This window comes from Limnobacter sp. CACIAM 66H1, from assembly GCF_001601825.1.
In the GTDB taxonomy this organism is placed as follows: domain Bacteria; phylum Pseudomonadota; class Gammaproteobacteria; order Burkholderiales; family Burkholderiaceae_B; genus Limnobacter.
In genome coordinates this window covers 50,261-71,184 of record NZ_LUJK01000009.1, presented here as the reverse complement: position 1 = coordinate 71,184, position 20,924 = coordinate 50,261, and the positions used below count along the sequence as shown (strand labels likewise).

Annotated in this window: 17 protein-coding genes and 1 pseudogene; 6 read left to right on the top strand and 12 right to left on the bottom strand. The window is 55.1% G+C overall.

All coding sequences use genetic code 11. The annotated features are described in order from the left end of the window. Positions 1-76 precede the first annotated feature (76 nt). Positions 77-1,111 carry an AraC family transcriptional regulator gene (locus A0129_RS04520; protein WP_291712785.1) on the bottom strand — a complete coding sequence of 345 codons (1,035 nt, stop codon included), beginning with the start codon at positions 1,109-1,111 and terminating at the stop codon, positions 77-79. A 133-nt stretch (positions 1,112-1,244) separates the two neighbouring features. Between A0129_RS04520 and A0129_RS04515 the strand changes: the two genes are divergently transcribed. Next, positions 1,245-2,405: an alkane 1-monooxygenase gene (locus tag A0129_RS04515; RefSeq protein WP_291712783.1), complete on the top strand. Its 1,161-nt coding sequence runs from the start codon at positions 1,245-1,247 to the stop codon at positions 2,403-2,405. Here A0129_RS04515 and A0129_RS04510 read toward each other — a convergent pair whose 3' ends face one another. From A0129_RS04510 to A0129_RS04490, 5 genes are all read right to left on the bottom strand, one after another. Further along, positions 2,406-2,843: a thioesterase family protein gene (locus A0129_RS04510; RefSeq protein WP_291712781.1), complete on the bottom strand. Its 438-nt coding sequence runs from the start codon at positions 2,841-2,843 to the stop codon at positions 2,406-2,408. It lies immediately after the preceding gene. A gap of 8 nt (positions 2,844-2,851) precedes the next feature. Continuing rightward, positions 2,852-4,531: a GMC family oxidoreductase gene (locus A0129_RS04505; RefSeq protein ID WP_291712779.1), complete on the bottom strand. Its 1,680-nt coding sequence runs from the start codon at positions 4,529-4,531 to the stop codon at positions 2,852-2,854. Positions 4,532-4,649: 118 nt separating this feature from the next. Continuing rightward, complete coding sequence (locus A0129_RS04500) at positions 4,650-5,738, bottom strand: nitronate monooxygenase family protein (protein ID WP_291712777.1); 1,089 nt, start codon at positions 5,736-5,738, stop codon at positions 4,650-4,652. Positions 5,739-5,838: 100 nt separating this feature from the next. Continuing rightward, entirely contained in the window at positions 5,839-7,464 is a 1,626-nt protein-coding gene (locus A0129_RS04495; RefSeq protein WP_291712774.1) for a hypothetical protein, read from the bottom strand. A gap of 15 nt (positions 7,465-7,479) precedes the next feature. Next, complete coding sequence (locus A0129_RS04490) at positions 7,480-8,760, bottom strand: hypothetical protein (RefSeq protein WP_291712773.1); 1,281 nt, start codon at positions 8,758-8,760, stop codon at positions 7,480-7,482. Between the two features lie 271 nt (positions 8,761-9,031). Here A0129_RS04490 and A0129_RS04485 point away from each other — a divergent pair, with 271 nt between their 5' ends. Further along, positions 9,032-9,343: a pyrimidine/purine nucleoside phosphorylase gene (locus A0129_RS04485; protein WP_105029517.1), complete on the top strand. Its 312-nt coding sequence runs from the start codon at positions 9,032-9,034 to the stop codon at positions 9,341-9,343. Here the strand turns inward: A0129_RS04485 and A0129_RS04480 are convergent, their stop codons facing one another. Further along, complete coding sequence (locus A0129_RS04480; RefSeq protein WP_291712771.1) at positions 9,344-10,399, bottom strand: hypothetical protein; 1,056 nt, start codon at positions 10,397-10,399, stop codon at positions 9,344-9,346. It abuts the gene before it with no gap. Positions 10,400-10,485: 86 nt separating this feature from the next. Here A0129_RS04480 and A0129_RS04475 point away from each other — a divergent pair, with 86 nt between their 5' ends. From A0129_RS04475 to A0129_RS04460, 4 genes are read left to right on the top strand one after another with little or no spacing between them, the layout of a single operon-like run. Continuing rightward, positions 10,486-11,118, top strand: a complete 633-nt coding sequence (locus tag A0129_RS04475) for a TetR/AcrR family transcriptional regulator (RefSeq protein WP_291712769.1) — start codon at positions 10,486-10,488, stop codon at positions 11,116-11,118. Further along, positions 11,115-11,771 (top strand): hypothetical protein, encoded by a 657-nt coding sequence (locus tag A0129_RS04470; protein ID WP_291712767.1) that lies wholly within the window; start codon positions 11,115-11,117, stop codon positions 11,769-11,771. Before A0129_RS04475 ends, A0129_RS04470 begins: the two co-directional genes overlap by 4 nt. A gap of 3 nt (positions 11,772-11,774) precedes the next feature. After that, the gene (locus A0129_RS04465) at positions 11,775-13,112 is read left to right on the top strand and encodes an NADH:flavin oxidoreductase/NADH oxidase family protein (protein WP_291712765.1); all 1,338 of its coding nucleotides are present in this window, start codon (positions 11,775-11,777) and stop codon (positions 13,110-13,112) included. A gap of 42 nt (positions 13,113-13,154) precedes the next feature. Continuing rightward, a complete protein-coding gene (locus A0129_RS04460) occupies positions 13,155-13,889 on the top strand; it encodes an SIMPL domain-containing protein (protein WP_291712763.1) in 735 nt (244 codons plus the stop codon). A gap of 3 nt (positions 13,890-13,892) precedes the next feature. Here the strand turns inward: A0129_RS04460 and A0129_RS04455 are convergent, their stop codons facing one another. From A0129_RS04455 to A0129_RS04435, 5 genes and pseudogenes are all read right to left on the bottom strand, one after another. Further along, positions 13,893-15,026, bottom strand: a complete 1,134-nt coding sequence (locus A0129_RS04455) for a GDSL-type esterase/lipase family protein (RefSeq protein WP_291712761.1) — start codon at positions 15,024-15,026, stop codon at positions 13,893-13,895. Between the two features lie 127 nt (positions 15,027-15,153). After that, the gene (locus A0129_RS04450; RefSeq protein WP_291712759.1) at positions 15,154-15,933 is read right to left on the bottom strand and encodes a nitroreductase family protein; all 780 of its coding nucleotides are present in this window, start codon (positions 15,931-15,933) and stop codon (positions 15,154-15,156) included. Next, positions 15,930-19,041, bottom strand: a pseudogene (locus A0129_RS04445) (efflux RND transporter permease subunit). Before A0129_RS04445 ends, A0129_RS04450 begins: the two are co-directional and overlap by 4 nt. Further along, complete coding sequence (locus A0129_RS04440; protein ID WP_291712756.1) at positions 19,038-20,150, bottom strand: efflux RND transporter periplasmic adaptor subunit; 1,113 nt, start codon at positions 20,148-20,150, stop codon at positions 19,038-19,040. Before A0129_RS04440 ends, A0129_RS04445 begins: the two are co-directional and overlap by 4 nt. Continuing rightward, positions 20,147-20,794: a CerR family C-terminal domain-containing protein gene (locus A0129_RS04435; protein ID WP_291712754.1), complete on the bottom strand. Its 648-nt coding sequence runs from the start codon at positions 20,792-20,794 to the stop codon at positions 20,147-20,149. The genes A0129_RS04440 and A0129_RS04435 overlap by 4 nt, the downstream gene beginning before the upstream one ends. Between the last annotated feature and the right edge of the window lie 130 nt (positions 20,795-20,924).

Here is a 20,924-nt window from a genome sequence, read left to right as displayed (position 1 = left end):
GTTGGATCAATAAAACATTACAAAGTTATTCAAATATTACGTCAATTAGAAACAAATTAAGGGGTGGCATGCACTTTCACGCGGCATGTGCCTGCCGGTATTCCTTGGGGGTTTGGCCGCACCAACGTTTGAATGTCCGGCTGAAGTTGGATGCATCCTCGTAGCCCAACGCATAAGCGATGTCTTCAACCGTGGTATCGGTGTTGGCCAGCAACCAGCAGGCGCGTTCTTGCCGAACTTCATCCAGCAATTGCTGAAAGCTGGTGCCCTCGGACTGCAGGTGGCGCATGAAGGTGCGTTCGGTCAGGTTTTCCCTGGAAGCCATGCTTTGCAAGGTGGGCATTTGCCCCTCGGTTTGCTGCAACAGCATGCGCACGCGCTGGGCCAGGGTGCCGCCGGCTTGAAGACGCTGCAACTGCAAATCACAATCGCGAAGCAAGCGCTGCAAGGCTTCATCATCAGCAGCCAGGCTGGGGCTGTTCACCAGAGTGCTGCCCAACACCACACGCAACTGCGCATGACCAAAGCTGTTGTGTTGCGCAATTCGCTGATATTCATCGACCCAGGGCGGGGCTTCAAACGGCCACTCGATTCGAAGTTGAGGTGGCAGTTCTTGCCCGGTCATCGCTGTGAGCAACTGCACCAAACCACCGAGCAACTGGCAATGCAGGTACTCGCGAACCGGGCCTAGATCAACCCATTCTTCAAGCACTGCGGCAAACTCGGGTTCATGTTCAAACTTCAAATTGGCGAGGTTTTGGCGCAAGCCCGCATAGCGCTGCAGCAGTAACATGGCACTCGGTAAATTCTTGCTGGCAATCATGGCTGCACCGAGCGTGCCGTGGGCCGATGCAGGTGTTCTCAAACCCACCTCCAAACCCAGCCATGGGCATTGGCTAAGCTGTACGCCACGCTCAATCAACTGGCGCATTTGGTCAAAACTCATGAACTGGTTGCTTTCGTGAAGCTGCTGCCAGTTCAGCGGCAAACCGGCCAGAATTTCTTCGGGCAAATGGCCGCGACGCTGCAACTCGGCGCACAGCAAACGCGCGTAGACCGGGTGCAATGCAGGCTTTAAGGCTGCGACTGATTCATGCAGAGATTGGATCAAGTGTGTTGTCTCGTGGTGTTTGTTGTTGTTTTGTTTTTGTCACTTTATGACGATCTTATGCCACCCTGCGCGGTGTTGTCCATCGCCTTGCAGGCCTAAGATGAAACCATCCTGAACAACCCGGTGCACAACAATGACTTCCAATACCATGCCCGCAACCCAATACAAAGATCCCAAGAAATACATGTGGCTGTTGTCGGTGATCGCGCCCTTTGCCGCGCCGCTCGGCCCAATCATGTACCTTTATACAGGCCACACGCAGTGGCTGTGGGTGTTCCTGGCGTTTTTCTATCTGGGTTTGCCCGTGCTCGACTTTGTGTTTGGCGAAGACAAACAAAACCCGCCTGAACAGGCGGTGCCCGAACTGGAGAACACCAAGTACTACCGCGTGATCACCTACCTGCTGGTGCCCATTATTACCTTCGGTTTTCTGTTCAACGTGGTTTTTCTCGCCACGCACGATTTGCACTGGCTGCACTGGTTGGCCGTGGCCATTACCACAGGTTCATTGCTGGGCTTTGGCTTGAACCTGGGTCATGAAATGGGCCACAAAAAACGCAAGCTGGACAAAGCACTGGCGCTGTTCACCCTCTCGCTGGGTGGATATGGTCACTTCTCAATTGAACACAACCGTGGCCACCACCGCGATGTGGCCACACCGGAAGACCCAGCCACCTCACGCATGGGTGAACACATTTACGAATTCATGTTGCGTGAAATTCCCGGGGCATTCAAACGCGCCTGGAGGCTCGAAAGTGAACGCCTGGAACGCGCAGGCAAAAGCCGCTGGAATGCAGGCAATGAAATGCTGCAAGCCGGTGCCATGACCTTGGTGTTGTACACCGCACTGATCGCCCTGTTTGGCTGGCCCATGGTGCCCGTGTTGGCCGTGGTGGCCTTTTGGGGTGCATTTCAGTTGACCAGTGCCAACTACATTGAGCACTACGGCCTGATGCGCCAAAAACTGCCCAATGGTGAATACGAACGTTGCGCCCCACACCACTCCTGGAACAGCAATCATTTGGTGTCCAACCTCGTGGTGTTTCAATTGCAACGCCATTCAGATCACCACGCCAACCCGGCACGCAGTTACCAGTCGCTGCGTGATTTTCCGGAGCTGCCCAGCTTGCCATCGGGGTACTTCGGCATGTTCCTGATTGCCTATGTACCACCCCTGTGGTTTGCCATCATGAACCCAAGGTTGCTGGAAGTGGCAGGCAAGAATGCCCAGAAAATCAACATTCACCCGCGCAAGCGTGCACGAGTGATTCAACGTTATTCGCTGGCGGCCTGATCAGCCAGCCTGATTGATCTGCTTGCCCACAGCGCCCTCTTGCAGGGCGCTTTTTATTTCAGCCGGAATAATTTGCTTGGTGAATTCTTTGGCATCGACCAACACATAAGTGGCTTGTGAAGTGGCCACCAAAGCACCGGTGGCTCCATTCACAAATTCAACATTCAAGGTGAAACTCGTGTTGCCAAAATGGCTGGGATACACGCTGGCTTTCAGCACCTCATCGTAATGAGCCGGGGCCTTCCACTCCGTGAGCAAACGCACCACCTGGGTTTCATAACCTAGGCGCACCAGTTCCGGATAACCACCCAGCGCAGCCCGCAAATATTCATTCACCGCCAAATCGGTGTAGTCACCATACCTGGCGTTGAACACCACACCTTGCGCATCGCATTCGCCATAACGCACACGAAACAAGAACTCAAACGCCTGGCTCATTGATGCACTCACACAGGTTGGGGAACAAGTGCATTGGCCAGGTGATCCTGACGTGCTCTTGCATTGTGCTCGGCCTGTTCAAGTGCGGGCACGCGCGACACGCCACGAATGAGATCCACGGCTTTTTCAGCCATCATCATGACCGGGCCATTGGTGTTGCCACCGATCAGGCTGGGCATCACAGACGCATCGACAATGCGCAAACCTTCCAGCCCGTGCACACGCAATTGTGGATCCACCACCGCCATGGAATCAGTACCCATCTTGCAGGTGCCAGTGGGGTGGTAAACAGTGTCCACGCGGTTGCGCAACACTTCACGAATTTCCTCATCGGTGTTCACATGCTCGGTGAATTTGTCTTTCACGATCCACTTGGCCAAGGCAGGCGCATGCATGATCTTGCGGGTTAGTTTGAAACCCTCCACCAGCTCGTCCAGATCACGCGGGTCTTTCAAAAAACCAATGTCAATCAAAGGTGGTGTGTCCATGGTGTTGCCTTGCAGGGTAAGGCTTCCGCGGCTGCGCGGGCGCAACAAACACACATGGCAGGAAAAACCGTGGCCCATGTGCATTTTGCGGGCGTGGTCATCCACCATGGCCACCACGAAGTGCAATTGAACGTTGGGGTCTTTCAGTTCGGGGCTGGTTTTTAGAAACGCACCACCTTCAGCGAAGTTGCTGGTAAGCGCACCCCTGCGATGTGTGCGGTAGCGGAAAATTTCACGCAACAAACGAATGCCGCCGCGAATCGACAGGCCAAGCGTATCCAGGCTTTTCGTGGAGTAACCAAAAATAAAGTCGGGGTGATCCTGCAAGTTCTTGCCCACACCCGGCAGGTGATGAACCACATCAATATCGTGACGGGCCAGCTCGGATGAATCGCCCACGCCGGAAACCATCAACAATTGCGGCGTTTGAATGGCGCCCGCCGTCAAAATGATTTCCTTGCGCGCTTTCAACACAGTCAGCTGACCGTTAATGGACACCTCGACTCCTACAGCACGCTTGCCCTCAAACAGCACTCGCTGAACCATGGCCTTGGTGTGCACAGTGAGGTTTTTACGGTGCAAGTGCGGAAACAGATAGGCACGCGCAGCGCTCCAGCGTTCACCATTTTTTTGGGTCACCTGATAAATGCCCACGCCTTCCTGATCGGCCCCGTTGAAGTCGTGATTGATTTTGAAGCCTGCCTGTTTGCCAGCCTCCAGATAGATTTGCTGAAAGGGATTGTCGGAGCGCAAATCAGCCACGTTCAGCGGGCCGGTGTTGCCATGGTAGGCATCACGAATACGCTCGTTGCATTCGCTGAGTTTGAAATAAGGCAGCACTTCTTTGTAGGACCAACCGCTGCAACCTTCTTCATGGGCCCAACGATCATAATCAGATGCCGTACCACGGATGTACACCATGGCATTGATGGCTGATGAACCGCCCAAGGTTTTGCCGCGCGGCTGATAGCCCTTGCGGCCATTCAAGCCAGGCTGCGGTGTAGTTTCAAAGGCCCAGTTGTTGATTTTGGTGGGCAACATGGCCACTGCACCGCTGGGAATATTGATGAGATTGCCGGTGCCGTCGCCGCCGGCTTCAAGAAGGCATACATCGAGTGCTGAGTCTTCGCTGAGGCGACCCGCCATGGCACAGCCACCGGAACCACCACCCACCACGATGTAGTCGTGTTCTGTCTTCATCTGCTCCTCCTGATTTTCAAACCCGCTTGGATCGGGTTTTGTGGTTTTCTCACTTGATCATAGAGGAAGCCGGGCAAAAAGAAACGCCTCAAAGCTCACAAAAAATTGATAATTCCGGTCAAGCGATGCGTGTGATCTTCTCAGGTACAGCGGGTGCACCGCTCGATGCATTTCCAGCCAACTGATTCACCTGTCCCAAGGCCTCCTGTACCTCGCGCATCACGCGTTGTGTAAGTTCCTCAACCGTAGGAACGTCTTGCACGAGGCCTTGAACCTGCCCAATTAACTGCACACCCTGGGTGTGATTGCCTTCAATGGTGGCCTTCTTGATTTGAAGCACAGCGGCACCGTAAAAAGTAACCGTGAGTGTTTGCTCCAAACCCATTTTGAAGACGTCTTTGATGATTCCCAAAAGGGGCTTGTTCATTTCACGCGCGGCCAGGTAAGCGCGCCACATGGCACGCACGGGATTGAATGGCTTGGACATCACTTTTTTGGAGTTGGGCGTGGTCATGACCCGGCAAGGAATGCTGTCAAAGTTCTTGCTGTAAATGGTGTCTTCCACTTCCTTTTTCACAATCAGTTCTTTGGTGTTGGCATGCACCGGGCTTTCTTTCGAGGCGGCCCAGCGCGTGCCCATGGCCACACCATCAGCACCCAAGGCCAAGGCTGCCACCACACCGCCACCCGTGCCAAAACCACCGGCTGCGATCATTGGAAGCTTGGTGACCTGCCGGATTGCGGGCACCAACACCAGTGATGTGACAGCACCGCCGTGCGCTGCGGCTTCATGGCCGGTCACCAACAAGGCATCTGCACCCGACTGCTCGGCCTTCAAGGCATGTTTGGCGTTCACTACAGTCACAATCACTTTGCCGCCGTAGTCATGCACACGCTTGCAAACGTCTGCTGGGCTGCCCAGGCTGAAGTTGATCACGGGTACCTTTTCATTCAGGGCCACTTCAAGATTTTCACGGGCACCCGGCATGATCAATGCGCAACCAATGCCGAAAGGCTTGTTGGTGAGGCTTCGAACCTTGCGAATTTCAGAGAGGGTTTGTTCAGGCGTCAAATGCCCAATGGCCAGAATGCCCAGACCACCTGCGTTGGCAGTGGCAGCCACCAGATCGGCATTGGCCACGTAGGTCATGCCGGGGCACACCAGCGGGTATTGAATGTTGAACATCTCGGTGATGCGGGTTTTCATGGGCAGTCCGTAGATCGAGTGGGCCGGATCGGGCAATCCAATGAATATTACATCAACCGAGATATTCTGATAAGCACTGTAAGTATGTGTTGAGCTGCATTTATCCCAGTGTCTTGGTCAGGTCACCCAACAATGGCAAACCACCGAGCAAGCCACCCTCGGCACCACTGGTCGAACTGATGGATGAGGTCAAACCACCCAGCAAGTCACCGACCACTGGAATACCCGCCAAGGCATCACCACCGGAAAGCAAACCTCCGCCGGAAAGCAAACCCCCACCGGAGAGCAGATCACCCCCAAGCACGTCGCCCAATACAGGCACGCCGGCCAACAAGCCCCCATCGGCACCACCTTCCAAGAGGCCGCCCAACAGTGGAATGTCGCCCAAGGCACTGCCGCCGCCAAGCCCACCAGTCAAGCTGTCCAACGCACCGCCGAGGAATGGAATGTTGCCCAAGGCATTACTGACATCACCACCCAGAGAGCCAGCAAGATCACCAATCAGGTTAGTGACTGGTGCAGCGGGTGTGCTGGCGCCGACCGACGACACCGCATCGCCAACGCCGCCCAACAAACCACCCACGGTGTTCAGCAAGGTGTTGCCGCCTTCTCCGATCAAGGCCAAAGGTGTGGGGGCCAAACCTTCTTGAAGGCCCCCCCCCAGACCACTAAGGACACCGGCCAAACCACCGTCGTTGTTACCTGTGGCCACTGAATCAACCACACCACCCAGAGTGCCTGCAAGGTCACCCAGCACCGGCACCGGGGCCAACAGTTGGCCGACGCTGTCGCCCACATTCACCACAGTGCCCACCACACCGCCGACACCACCGTCGGTATTGGGGCCTGTGGTTCCCAACAGGCTGGCCACCAAGCCAGACACGGGTGCCAGTGGTGTTCCCTCACCGAAGCCGCTCACCTGGTTGGCGGCCACACCCAGCAGGTCAGTCAAAGTGCCCAGACCCATGTCGAGCACGTTGGCCACTGGTGCCAAAGGTGTGGCTTCAAGCCCGCTGGTCAAGCCATCGGTCAAGCCTGTCAAAATTCCGTTCAAACCGCCGTTGTTGTCGCCCACCAAAGTGGATTCGATCACGTTGCCTACAGCATTCACCACGTCGCCCACCACGGGCACGGGCTCCGTCAATTCACCCAGATTGTTGGTCAGGTCACTGATGGTTTCTGCCAGGCCACCCGCATTCTCTGCAGGCAAGGCGCCGGGATTGCCACCACCGCTGCCACCACCGCCATTGTCATCGTCTGAACCGGCAAATACAGCTGCGGCACCTACTGCACCTGCCAATGGCAGAGCACCCAGACCTGCACCAGCGCCCAGCAGGCCAGCACCAAAGAGACCACTCATTTCACCGGTGGCTTCCTGACCATCCAGCACTGCCGCCTGGTTTTCTCCATCAAACTCGGACACCAGGGTGACGTTGCCCAAACCTTCGCCAGCATTGGATGTAATCACTACCTGACCATTGGGGCCTGCATCGGGGTCAAAACCCAGTGTGGCCACACCACCATTGGAGATTTCGAGGAATGCCGGAATTTGTTGCTGTGTGCCCGGAATGCTGAGCACTGCAATGGAGTTGCTGGTGGAGCGCAAAACGTCACCCGCTTGCAACACCATGTCTTCGCGAAGAGGCGTTTCAATGCCGTTTCGCTTCACGAACACGTCGCCGTCGATATTGGTCACAGAGGCTACTACTGGGCTGTCAAAGTTCATGGTGTTTTCCTTGAATCAAGCAAAGTCAGCGTTTTGAACCACGATGGATTCTGCAAATGCTGCGGAGGAGTTAATGGGAGAGGAGGACTGCGAGAAATCGGTGAAGTCCGTTGGAGAAATCGCGGCTGAGGCAGCATCAAACTGGCTGTTCATGCCAAACAGCGAAAGATCAATTTGCGTGATTTGCGACACAATGCTGTTGAACAAATCGGCGGGAATTACAGTGGAGGCCAATGACAAATCCGTGCTGTTCATGCCCGGCAAAGTGTCCATGCTTTCCAGCGAACCTGAAAACTGCTCAAGGCCTGGCAAGGTATCCGAAGCCTCACCCAAGCTGGCTGTGAGATCACTCAACAGGCCCGACACCGCATCGACACCAGTATCACCAGTATCACCAGTCAGCACTGTAGTGGTGGTACCACCCACCACGCCACCGAGCAAACCGCCCAAGTTGCCCAGCACAGGAATGTCGGCCAAACCATCCTTGATGGCGTCGCCAAGAAAAGCCAAACCGTCGGCCAAACCGCCGGGTAAAGGGATCAAATCACCCTGACCACTGCCCAGTAAATCGGTCAAACCATCAATGAGAATTCCCAGACCGGGAATGTCTCCGAGGCTATTGTCCAGCGTGTCGGCGACATCGGCGAGCAAACCGGCAAGCCCGGTCAACTCAGTGGCACTCACTGGCGGATCAGTCGGATCGGTTGGATCAGTCGGATCAGTCGGATCAGTCGGATCAGTCGGATCAGTCGGATCAGTCGGATCAGTCGGATCAGTCGGATCGGTTGGGTCGGTGGGTGTCACGGGGTTGCCAGCGTCCACCACGTCATCGTCGTCACCGTCCAGCACCGCTGCACCCAGCACGCCAGCGCCAATCACCCCGGCGGCGGTACCCGCCGATGCTCCGCCAGCCAGCAAGCCTGCGCCCACCAGTCCGGAGAATTCGCCGTCTTGGGGCGCCAACACAGCGGTATTGACTGCATCACTGACTTCGTAAAGCTCAACACCCTCGCTCAGCGCGGTCACTTCAGTGCGGGCGGGCGAGTCTGGTACATCGGACTCCAGCGCATCCAGCCTGGCAGATGCATTCGGTGCGAGTTCAAGCAAGGCATCGCCGTGACCTGGATGCAAGGCGGGCATTTCCACCTGCACCATTTGGCGGCTGTTGTTCACAATGGTGTCGTCCCAAAATACCGGGTCACCGGGTTCCAGGGTCAGGGTTTGACCCATTCGCTGCACGGTCACGCCCACAGCCTGCGTTTTCAAAATGCCCACCGAGGCCATTTCGTTCGACATGTGAATTCCTTGCTGATGTTCCGATTGAGTGGGGGTTAACTAATTTTGGTTAACCATTACTAGGTAGCGAATATACCGAATATGTAAGGTTTTTACTGACAAGATGTAGGGGTTTTTTGTAAAAATTGTTTTAAAACCACGAAAGAACCCATTTAGGGGGATCAAAATTGGGGGGATTCGAGATGGCAAATACACGGTGCAGAACGCCGCAATCGAATGAAATTAAGGCATCATTCAGCATCCAAAATTTTTGCATTCAAGGGGAAATCAAATGGCTCAATTCGAGAATGTCACCGTGGTAAAAGCCGCCAATATTTATTTCGACGGCAAGGTCACCAGCCGCACAGTGTTATTTGCCGATGGCACGAAAAAAACATTGGGTGTGATGCTGCCAGGCGACTATGAATTTGGTACCGCAGAAAAAGAAATCATGGAAATTCTGGCGGGTGATATGGATGTGTGTTTGCCCGGTGAAAGCTGGAAAGCCATTACGGGTGGCCAGTCATTCGAAGTACCGGCCAACGCCAAATTCCAGTTGAAAGTGAAAACACCCGTGGATTACTGCTGCAGCTACATCAAGTAATTAGGCAGGCACCACAAACCGTCCAAACTCAAAACTGCCCGACCGTGCGGTGGGAGCAGTGCCGGGGAACAGCCAGTAAGGCTGTGCCTCGGAAGACGGCACCACATTCGGAAAACGATCATCCACCGGGCTTGGTCCGGCAATGCTTTTTTCCTGCACCATGGAAATGTATTGGTCCACCACGTATTCCTGCGTGTTGCCATTGATGATCACTTCTGCGCCAGTCCTTTTGGCAAAGTCGGCAAGCCCGCTGATTCTGGAATGCCTGGGCTCATAGGCGTCGAGGCTGACCCCGTTTTCACTGGTCACCAACAAACCCTGCCCGGTGTGGGCCACAATCGAGTGATTCCCTTCAGTGTGACCTTTGGTGCGTACCAGAGCGACCGCACCGTCACCCAGCCAGACACTGTCATCCAGCAATTCAATTCGTTCAGGCGCAATGCCTTGCGTGCCTTGGGGGCAATACCACTGGTTCTGCCAGGGAATTAAAGCCTGCGCACTTTCCCATTCCTCCCGCATCACCAACAGCTTTGCGTTCGGGAATATCGGCGTTTGCCCATTGGCTCCAAGCCAGCGGCTCACATTTTGCGTGTGAAGGTGATCGTAGGTGATGTAATCCACATCTTCAGGCCGCAGCCCGATGCTGGCCAGGCACTTCAGCACGGTGGAGGTTTTCTTCAGCACCATCGCTTCCATCACGCCCACCAGGGGGCCGGCTTTGGCATCCAGGTGCGCGAAAAATGGGGTGGCACGCTGGTGTTCCCAATCGGATGGGCTGACCAACAGTGTTTTGACACCCTCACTGCTGGAAAACTGAATGACAAACAAGCGGTTGCACAGGTGCACAAAGGGTGTGGGCAGACCGAATGCATTCAGATAAGCAAATTTGCTGGGATATGGCACGCGCACCAACTCGAAGGTTTTGTAGAACAGCACCTGGGGTTTGGCCAGCATGTCGCGACGAAAATCCTTGGCGGCCTCGCGCACATTGTCCACGCGTTGCATGGGCCGCAAAGCATCGCGGGTGCCGTCGAAGTGACTGATGCGAGTGAACATGATCCCTGCCCCTAATCTTTGGTTGCGCTTTCTGAAACAAGCTCACTATAATTTGGACAAGAAATCTTGTCAAAAGTGAACATTGAATGAGCAAAACACCCACAAGGGCTTATGGAGGCGTGGCCGCCGAACAGCGCGCCGAGGAGCGAAAGGCACGTTTGCTGGCCGCAGCGCTTGAACTGTTTGCGCGGCAAGGTTACGCGCGCACCACAATTGAAGCCTTGTGCAGCGAAGCCAAAGTAACAGCGCGCCACTTCTACCAGTTGTTTGACAGCCGCGAGGCGATACTTCGCGCGCTATACGACAATATCATCGCAGATCTTCGTGCAGGCGTGTTGAAAGCCATGTCCGCGCCCAAGCTGAATTTGTCGGAACAAATACCACTGGCAGTGAGCGCCATGGTGCATCACTACCTGGAAGACAGCCGACATGCCCGAGTGGGCGTTCTTGAGGTGGTGGGTGTGAGCCCGCAGATGGAGGCTCGCCGCCGCGAGGCCATTCATGACATGGCCGGTTTGATTGAAGCTTATCTGAACAATTTGGTGAGCAAAGGCGAGCTGCCCAAACGCAACTACCATTTGGTGAGCGTCGCCTTGGTGGGCGGCATCAATGAGTTGCTGGCCGAATGGCTGATGCTGGAGAACCCGCCCGACATTCCCGAGCTTAGCGAAGAGATCATCAACATTCTGAATGCCTTGATACGGGGAGCCGCGCGATGAACCGTGTCGATTCAAAAGGCGTGCGTGATGCCTTGGTGTTTCATGCCGCATTTTTTGCAGTTGCCATTCCGGTTGCTTTGAACACCACTGGCAACACCCTGGGCGTTGCGTTGCTGGTGTTTGCGGTGGCCTACAACATTGCGCTTCCATTGGCTGGCGTGTTGAGGGGACACGGCGAATGGGTCCGCTTGTGGAAGTTCCTGCTGCCACTTTCGATTGCCCTGCCCTGTGCCGACTGGATGCTGGTGGAACGCATGGGTACATTGACCTTTCCCGATCACGGGATTGTGCGCTTGGGTGGTGCGGTGCCCGTGTATTTCATGGGTTTGTGGATCATGTTGTTGTGGCAAGTGTGCTGGCTGGCACTGGCTACCTCAAAACCCTACCCGGTGGTGGCAGCACTCTCGCTGGGTGGGTTCCTGATTTGGGAATGGGCTGCACGCCCCATGAACCTGTGGCATGCACAAGAGGTGCTCCAGGTGCAGGGCTTTGCGCTTTACCCCCTGATTCCGGAAATGTTGCTGGCCATGGGGGCACTGTGGCTGTGGAACGTGCTGGGCAACAAATCCACTTTTCAACAAATTACTGGTGCACTGGCCCTGGCTGTTTTTTATGCGGGTGCGCTGTCACTTTCACTGCTCTGGATTGGTTAAACCATGAATTCGATTGAACTGAAGCAACCCGAATTAAAACAACCCTTCACACTGCCTTGTGGCGTGGTCGTTCCCAACCGGCTTTGCAAAGCGGCCATGACAGAAGGTGTGGCCAATTCGAAGCTGCAAGCCACACACCGCCACGCCACGCTGTACAAGCGCTGGGCCGAGGGTGGTGCGGGCATTTTGATCACGGGCAATGTGTTGATTGACCGAAACATTCTGGAGCGACCTGGCAATGTATCCATCGACCCGGCCCCCGAACACGGCGAACCCGAGGGCATGGACGCCCTGCGCGCCTGGGCCAAAGCAGGTACCAGCAATGGCAACCACCTGTGGATGCAAATTTCACATGCCGGGCGACAGTCGCCCCGCTACGTCACCTCCCAACCCGTCGGCCCTTCTGCTGTTCAGCTGGAACTGCTGGGCAACTACGCTCCACCCCGGGCTTTGCGCGAGGATGAAATCCTGGACCTGATTCAACGCTTTGCACGCGTGGCCCGCATCGCCAAAGAAGCCGGTTTTACGGGCGTACAGGTACACGGGGCACATGGTTATTTGCTGTCGTCTTTCCTGTCGCCAGTGACGAACCAGCGCACTGACCAATGGGGCGGTAGCCTGGAAAACCGTGCCCGCTTTTTGTTGGAGGCTGTGCGTGCCGTTCGCAAAGCGGTGGGGCCTGCGTTTCCCGTTGCAGTCAAGCTGAATTCGGATGACTTCCGCAAAGGCGGTTTTTCCAATGAGGAATGTTTGCAGGTGGTGAAATGGCTGAATGACGAGAAAATCGATCTGCTGGAAATTTCAGGGGGCACCTACGAGCAGCCGCGTTTGCTGGGCCACACCGGTGCGGCTGATTCTGTGAAAGACGAACAACCCGCCCAGCGGGAAAGCACCAAAAAACGCGAAGCTTACTTTCTGAACTACGCAAGAGCCATTCGAGAAGTGGCCACCATGCCCTTGATGGTAACCGGTGGTTTTCGCAGCCGCGAAGCCATGGAAGAAGCATTGAGCGATGGCGTGTGCGATGTGATTGGACTGGGTCGCCCGCTGTGCACACACCCGGACACACCCAAGCAATTGATGAACGGAAAAATTGATCGTGCCGCAAGTTTTGAAAACATGCTGAAGTTGGCCGACAAGGGAATTTTTTCACCAGCCAGCCCGGTGCTTCCCTTGAAGTTGATTAATGTGCTGGGCGCGCAGGCCTGGTATTACCAACAGATCTTCCGATTGGCAGATGGTCTTGAGGCCAAACCGTCCATGAGCATCATCGGCGCGTTCTTCAAATATTTGTTCAATGAATGGACAACGGCATTTAAAGTAAAACGTTCTTCACGCTAAAGCTGTACAACATCAGTCAAGCCCGATACTCAGGAGAATCCCATGTCGAAACGCGCGCTGTATTCACACAAACAACAAGGTGGCATGGGCCTTCTGGGCTCTGTGGTATTGGCTGCGGGAGTGATGGTGGCCGGTTTTTTAATGGCCTCTGCGGTGAAGGATTTTAGAAAGTACGACCAGTTCATCGAAGTGCGAGGCCTGGCCGAAGAACTTGTGAAATCGGACAAAGCAAGCTGGAACCTGTCTTTTTCAGTGCTCGCAGACACACCACAAGCCGCGGGTGCCACCTGGACGAAACAGCTGGAGAAACTGGAAAGCCTGGTGCTGGGCATGGGCTTTGAGGCCAGCGACATTCGCCGCCAACCGGTGACCATTTTTGAAAACGTAAACCCAAATGGCGCGCCGGTTGAACCCGGCAAACGTTGGCGTGCACAAGGTGGCTTCGTGCTGGAGACCGCCAAGGTGGATGCGGTGGAACAGGCCTCGCTGAACAGCGATGTGTTCCTCAACGAGGGCATTCTGGTCGAGTCGAGCTTTATTCAGTTTTACTTCACTGACTTGAACAGCATCAAGCCCCGGATGCTGAAAGCCGCCACCGACAATGCCAAGGAGGCTGCACAAACTTTTGCAGCCGATTCAGGCGTGAAAGTGGGTGCCTTGAAAACAGCCACCCAGGGATTGTTTTCCATTTCAGCGCCACTGGGCGATTACGGTGGCGAAAACTCGGTGATGAAGAAGATTCGAGTGGTCACCAGGGTGCAGTATCTGGTTGAATGATTTTCAACGCGGTTTGGCCTTGCCCACCCATTCACCCAACGGTGTTGCCGCTGCCCATAGCGCGTGCCCCGCATCGTTGGAGTGAATGAAATCGCCACTGTTGTACTGTGGCAGGAATGTAAGCCCGCCCGGGGCCTCCACTTCTGCGTTGTAATCCGCCACGCCATCACACTCGCCACTGTTCAATATCCAGTCATTCAATTTGGCGCGTTCACCGGTCAAGTTGGCCTGAAACGATTGGGCACCGGGAATCCAGGTGGGGCAAAACACATTGATGCCGCGTGCGTGGGCTTGGGCAATGACATCCTTGTAATTGGCGATGATTTCATCGGCACTTCGGCTGGACAAATCATTGGTGACCCAGACCACCACCGAACTGACACCCACGGTGTCGAACACATCCCGTTGTAGGCGCGTCGCGCTGGCATTCTGCAAGGTATCTCCGCCAATGCCCCGGTTCACAATGGTGTTGCGCTGTCCCGGTGTAATCTCATTCAACATTCGAACCGACAGCAAATCGCTGATGCGCTTGAAACCATTCTGGCTGGTGTTGTAACCATGGAAGCTGGAACTGCCCAAAAACACCATGGCTCCTTTTGCGTCCCTGGTGAGCACCTCAATGTCGCGAAGCGCGTACACCGCGCAACCATTGCACATGATAGGCAAACCGGGAGGCGTGGAAAAACGGGTGTCATCGATCAAACCGTAACCCGCCCCGGAATCCTCAAGGGTTTGATTGCCTGAGCCATTGGGCAATTTGTAGGATTCAATCCAGGTGGCTCCGTACTCGCCCGGGTTGTCTGCACCCTTCACATACAGGCTAACCGCAAGATCATCCTGATTGCTCACTTTGAACGCAATCGGATCGCTGTAAAACGATTCGGTTTGGGGCGGAATGGTGGCGCTGGTTTGGCCGCAGTTGAAGGTGACTGCCTTGCTGCTGTTCAACTTCAGGTTTGCGCCTGTGGCGCCTTGACGCATACCAATGCTTGCGGCACCAATTTGCATGGGCTGATCGCTCAGGTTGATGAAACGAATACGCACCGCATTGCCACTGGCCGTGACACGGGCAATGTTTCGAACTGTTGTTTCCACAGGCGCCGTGCCGGTGACATGGGTAACACCCCAGGCTGACATCCACCGCGCACCGTCAGCCGCATTCGAATTGCTGTTGCAAGACAAACCCGAAGCCTGCGTGTTGCTGCCCGAGGGGCGGGCCTTGACAGATGCAAACCGGGATTAAGGGCTTACCGCAGCAGAACAATTACACTTCGTGTACGAACAATTCCCGCTCAAATCGGATTTGAGGCCAGAAAACGCCGTCGTCAGCGCGCTCGCCAGCGCCAATCACCATGATGGGGAACGCGTCGTCGCTGAGCTTCAACAATTTGCGAACACGGGCTTCATCGTAACCTTCCATCATGCAGGTATCAAAACCGTGCGCACGAAATGCCAGCACCAGGTTTTCACAAGCCAGTGCCGCGCTTTTTGCCGCCCACAATTCCACCTCGCTGCGGGTGTAGGGGCCGCGTGGCAAAGGTGCAATCAAACCACCCACATTGGATGCTGCTTTTTTCACCATGGCAAAACTGTTCAAAGGGCCGGGTGAATAATTGTAAGGAATTAACTGGTAATAACGGCGCACCAGTGTGGGCACTTCCGGCATGGGCCAGTCTTTGATCATTTTCTTGGAAAAGTCGCTGACACGGTCTACGCGCGCCACGCACACAATCAATTCCTGCGCGGTTTTTGCAGCCAACTGGCCCAGACAGGCGGTCACCAGCTTGGCTTTTTTCGCTGGCGTTTTGACAACGTAAAACTCCCACGGCTGCAAGCCTGACGAACACGGGGCCAACAAAGCCATGTCCAGGCATTCGTCTAACACCTCTTTGGGAATGGGTTTGTCAGTGAACTTGCGAACCGACCTTCGGCTTTCCACTACTTTTTTGAAATTGGCGGCGCTGATTCCCTTCGGCGCCGGTTCGTAATAACGTTGCTTGCCATCCACTTCAATGGTCTTGAATTTCTTTGCGGCTGCTTTCATGTGTTGCGTGCTCCAGACTGCTTGAATGTTGAACCCATTTTTTGATACAAACTTTTCATGCCATGCTCAAAGTCATCCATCAAGGTATACACCACGGGAATAACCAAGAGGCTCAAGAAAGTGGATGTCATCAAACCACCGATGACCGCAATCGCCATTGGACTGCGAAAGCTGGTGTCTGCATCGCCAGTGCCAATGGCGATGGGTAACATGCCCGCCGCCATGGCAATCGTAGTCATGATGATGGGGCGGGCGCGCTTGTGACAGGCGTCCACCACCGCATCCAGCCTGCTCATGCCTTTGTCATTGCGCGCCATGATGGCGTACTCCACCAACAGAATCGAATTCTTGGTGGCAATGCCCATCAACATGATCAAGCCGATCAGTGAGGGCATGGAGAAGCTTTTACCCGCAATCAACAGACCCACGAATGCCCCCCCCAAACTCAGCGGAAGTGCGGCCAGAATGGTGACTGGTTGCAGGAAATCCTTGAACAACAACACCAGCACCACAAAAATGCACAACACACCTGTGAGCATGGCCAAACCGAAACTGGCGAACAGTTCTTCCATCACCTCGGCATCACCGATATTGCGTTGAGCCACACCAGGTGGCAGGTTTTTTGATGCTGGGCAGTTGCTGAACCGCTGCAGCCACATCACCCAACGGTTGACCCTGCAATTCAATTTCAAAGTTCACGTTGCGGGCACGATCGTAACGATCAATCACCGAGGGGCCCGCGTTGATGCCCAAAGTGGCGACCTGGTTCAAAGGCACACTGGGGCACTCCTGGCTTGCTGGAGGCACTGCAAGGCGCTCAAGCACGCTGAGGTCGGCACGCGCTGCCTCGTCCAGACGAACCACGATCGGCACCTGGCGTTGAGACAAATTCAGTTTGGGCAAGGCCGCGTCATAATCACCGACCGTGGCGACACGCAGGGTTTCGCCCATGGCTGCGGTGCTGACGCCCAAATCGGCCGCCTTGGCAAAATCGGGCTTGATCCAGACTTCGGGACGAACCAAAGCTGCACTGGATGCAATGGAGCCCAAACCGGGAATGGTGCGAAGATCACGCTCCACTTCCGCGGCGGCCTTGGACAACGCGTCACCATCATCGCCTGACAGCACCAACACATACTTCTCGCCAGACGCACCCAGCCCCACTTTGTAACGCACACCGGGCAGGTTGCTGAGCGCCTCACGCATTTGTGTTTCGGTCACTTGCTTGCGTACGGCGCGTTCACCGCGCGGATCGAGCAGCACCGTGAGCGTGGCTTTGCGCACCTCGGCCTGACCGCTCATCATGAATGGATCCGTTCCCGCAGAACCACCGCCAATGGTGGTGTACACACTGCGAACGTATTCCACTTCACTGACCAGCTCACGGGCTTTTTCCGCAGCCTCACGAGTTTGCTCGTACGTGCTGCCCGGTTGCAGTTCCAGATAAACCTGGGTTTGTGACAGATCATCGGGCGGAATAAAACCGGTGGGCAACAGTGGGATCAACATGATGGAGCCCACGAAAAAAGCACCCGCCGCAATACAGGTAATCCACCTGTGAGCCAGCGCCCAGCGTACCCAGTCCAGGTAGCGGACCATCATTTTCCCGGGCTCGTTTTTCTCGCTTTCGTGACCCGCTGGCTTGAGCATGTAAGCTGCCATCATGGGCGTCAGCATGCGCGCCACCACCAGTGAGGCGAACACAGCCAGTGAGGCTGTCCAGCCAAATTGAACGAAAAACTTGCCAGCCACGCCGCTCATGAATGCGGTGGGCAGGAACACGGCAATCAAGGTAAATGTGGTGGCAATCACTGCCAGACCGATTTCATCGGCGGCTTCGCGTGCAGCATCAATCGGGTTCTTGCCCATTCTGGAGTGTCGAACGATGTTTTCAACCTCCACGATGGCATCGTCCACCAATATACCCACCACCAGCGACATGGCCAGAAGTGACACCACATTCAGACTGAAGCCCAGGTAATACATGCCGGCAAAAGCCGGAATGATCGACAAGGGCAAAGCCACTGCAGACACAAAGGTGGCGCGCCAGTCGCGCAGGAAAAACCACACCACCACCACGGCCAGAAATGCTCCCTCGTAGAGCATTTTCATGGAGCTGTCGAAATCCTCTTTCACAGGCTCCACGAAGTTGAACGCCTCCACAATGGTGAGGTCGGGCCGCTGAGCCTGCAGATCAGCCAGCGCCTTGGCCACCCCCTGCCCCACTTCCACTTCACTGGCACCCTTGCTTCGCGTGATCTCAAAACCCACCACGTCCTGACCATTCAGTAAAGCCGCCGAACGCCGGTCTGCAATCGTGTCTTTGATCGTGGCAATTTCAGTCAGCTTGACCCGGCGACCATTGCTCAAGGAGATGGAGATTTCCTTTAACTGATTGGCATTCTCCACGGTGGCGATGGTACGCAATGGTTGCTCGCCAACGCCCAAGTCTGCGCGACCACCCGCGGCCTCCAGCTGGGTGTTGCGCAACTGGCGCGACACGTCCAGCGCACTCACACCCAGGGCCTGCATCTTCAACGGGTCTAATTCAACCACCACCTGGCGTGTTACACCGCCCACCCGGTTTACAGCGCCCACACCTTTCACGTTCAACAGGGTTTTGGTGATGGTGTCGTCCACATACCAGGACAAACCTTCTTCATCAAAAGCTGTGGATGCAATGGTGTAAGCCAGCACCGGGGCACCGCTCAGCTCCAGTTTGTTGATCACCGGGTCGCGCAGATCAGTGGGCAAGTCTGCACGCACACGGGACACCGCAGAACGCACATCGTCCACCGCTTCCTGGGTGTCTTTTTCCAGGTTGAATTCAACGGTGATACTAACGATGCCGTCCTGAATCTTGGTGTAGATGTGTTTGAGTTGTTGCAGTGTGGCCAGCGAGTTTTCAATTTTGCGCGCTACATCATTTTCAAGCTGCGCAGGCGATGCACCCGGCAGGCTGGCAGTCACCAGCACCGTGGGCAACTCGATGTCCGGAAACTGCTGGATCTTCATGCTTGAAAAGCTGAAGAGCCCTGCCACCGTGAGCAGGAAAAACAGCATCACCGCAGGAATCGGGTTCTTGATTGACCAGGTTGAGACGTTCACTGAACCACCTTCACGAAATCACCATGGGCCAGGAAGGCCACACCGCTTCTCACCACCTTGTCACCAGGCTTCAAACCATTGAGCACTTCAATGAATTCGCCCTGGGCCCGGTTCACCTCCAGCTTCACGCGTTGAACCTGACTGGTTTTTTCATCCAGCGTAAAGGCGTAGGTAAACCCGTCACGTTCAATCACCGCGGTTTGCGGAATCACCGTGGCCGTTTGTTCACCCAAATCAAACTCACCGCGCAAGTACATGCCAGGCTTCAAGCCCTTGGAATACGCTCCGGGCAAATCGACATACACCATGCCATTTCTTGATTGTGAATTGATGACCGGGCTGATGGTACGAACAATCCCCTTGATGGGCTCTGCTTCATGGAGCACCTGCACTGCCATGCCCTCCTTGATGCGAGTCAACTCAGAATCCGTGACCTCCGCCTGCCACTCCAGGCGCTGCTGACGCACCAAGCGAAACAGCTCTTGCCCCGGGGCTGGCACTGAACCCAAGGTGGCCGTGCGCGCGCTGATCACGCCATCGTCCAGGGCAGTGACCGTGGTGTTGCGCAAACGAATTTCCTGTTGGGTTTGAAGCGCCTTGGCTGACAACAAACGGGCCTGTGCAGACTTCTCTGCGGCGATGACCTGATTGCGCTCCTGTGCACTGACCGCCCCTTGGTCGGTGATGTTGCGAATCATGTCGGCATTCAACCTGGCTTGTTCAAACAGGGCTTGCGCCTCGGCCACTCCCGCTTTGGCCTGTGCCAAATCGGCATTCACCGTTTGTTGATCGAATACGGCCAGCGTTTGACCTTTCTTGACCACATCGCCCACTTCAGCCCGCAAGGCATCAATGCGTACACCGTTCAACTGGGAACCGATCACGGCCTCTTGCCAGGCCGCCACGCTGCCATTCACCGACAGTTTCAGCGGAATCGTTTTCTGTTCAATCACAGCCAACTGAACCGACAAACTGGCTTTGCCGGGCGCTTGTGTGTCGCCTGCCACTTCAGGCTCGGCTTGCTCGGCGCTGGGTGAACAAGCTCCCAGCAGCAAGGTTGCCGCGAGCATGGCGACGGGGTATTTGCTTAAAACCATTGAAATGTTCATTTGCTGCAATCCTGTTTGCGTCGTTTGCTTTCACTTTCCAGCATGGCCTTGGCATAACCGGCCAAGCGATCACTCAAGGTATCAATGGCTTTGGCGTTGCCCATCAATTTGGGGCAAATCACATCGACCACATCTTGAGCCACATAAAAATTAACCGCCATGCCCATCATGGCGAAGGCCAGGCGTTGAATGTCCAGGTCGGGTTTGGTCAAACCAAAATAGGCGGTCAGCATGTTGACCAAGGCCATGTGCTGTGGCTTGATTTCCGCGTCTATTTCATGTTCCCAGGCACCGGTGGGTTCAATCATTTCGCGAAAGTGCAATTTCATCACCAAACGAAATGTTTCACCGTGCTTCAAAGGCTCCAGAAAATCCCGGAACAATTGCTTCAGCGCCTTGTCCACATCGGTGCTGTTCAAATCAGGAATGCCCTGCTCAAACGGCGTGCCGCACAGGGGCTCGGTATAAGCGGCCCTGTAAAGACCAGCCTTGTCGCCGAAGTAATAGCGAATAGAGGATATATTGGCACCCGCCTTGTCGGCGATTTCGCGCGTAGAAGCGCCCTCATAGCCTTTTTCAGCGAAGGTGATCAGTGCGGCCTGCACCAGCTTTTGCCGTGCGGACTGCTGCTTGTCTTGAAGCATGGGAAAAATCCAGAATTAATTCAATCGATTGATTTAAAAATATATCAAACGATTGATTAATCAGCAATCTGGAATTCAGATTGACACGCGGTTTAGAGGACCTTATCAACCCAGCTGCAATACGCTGAAT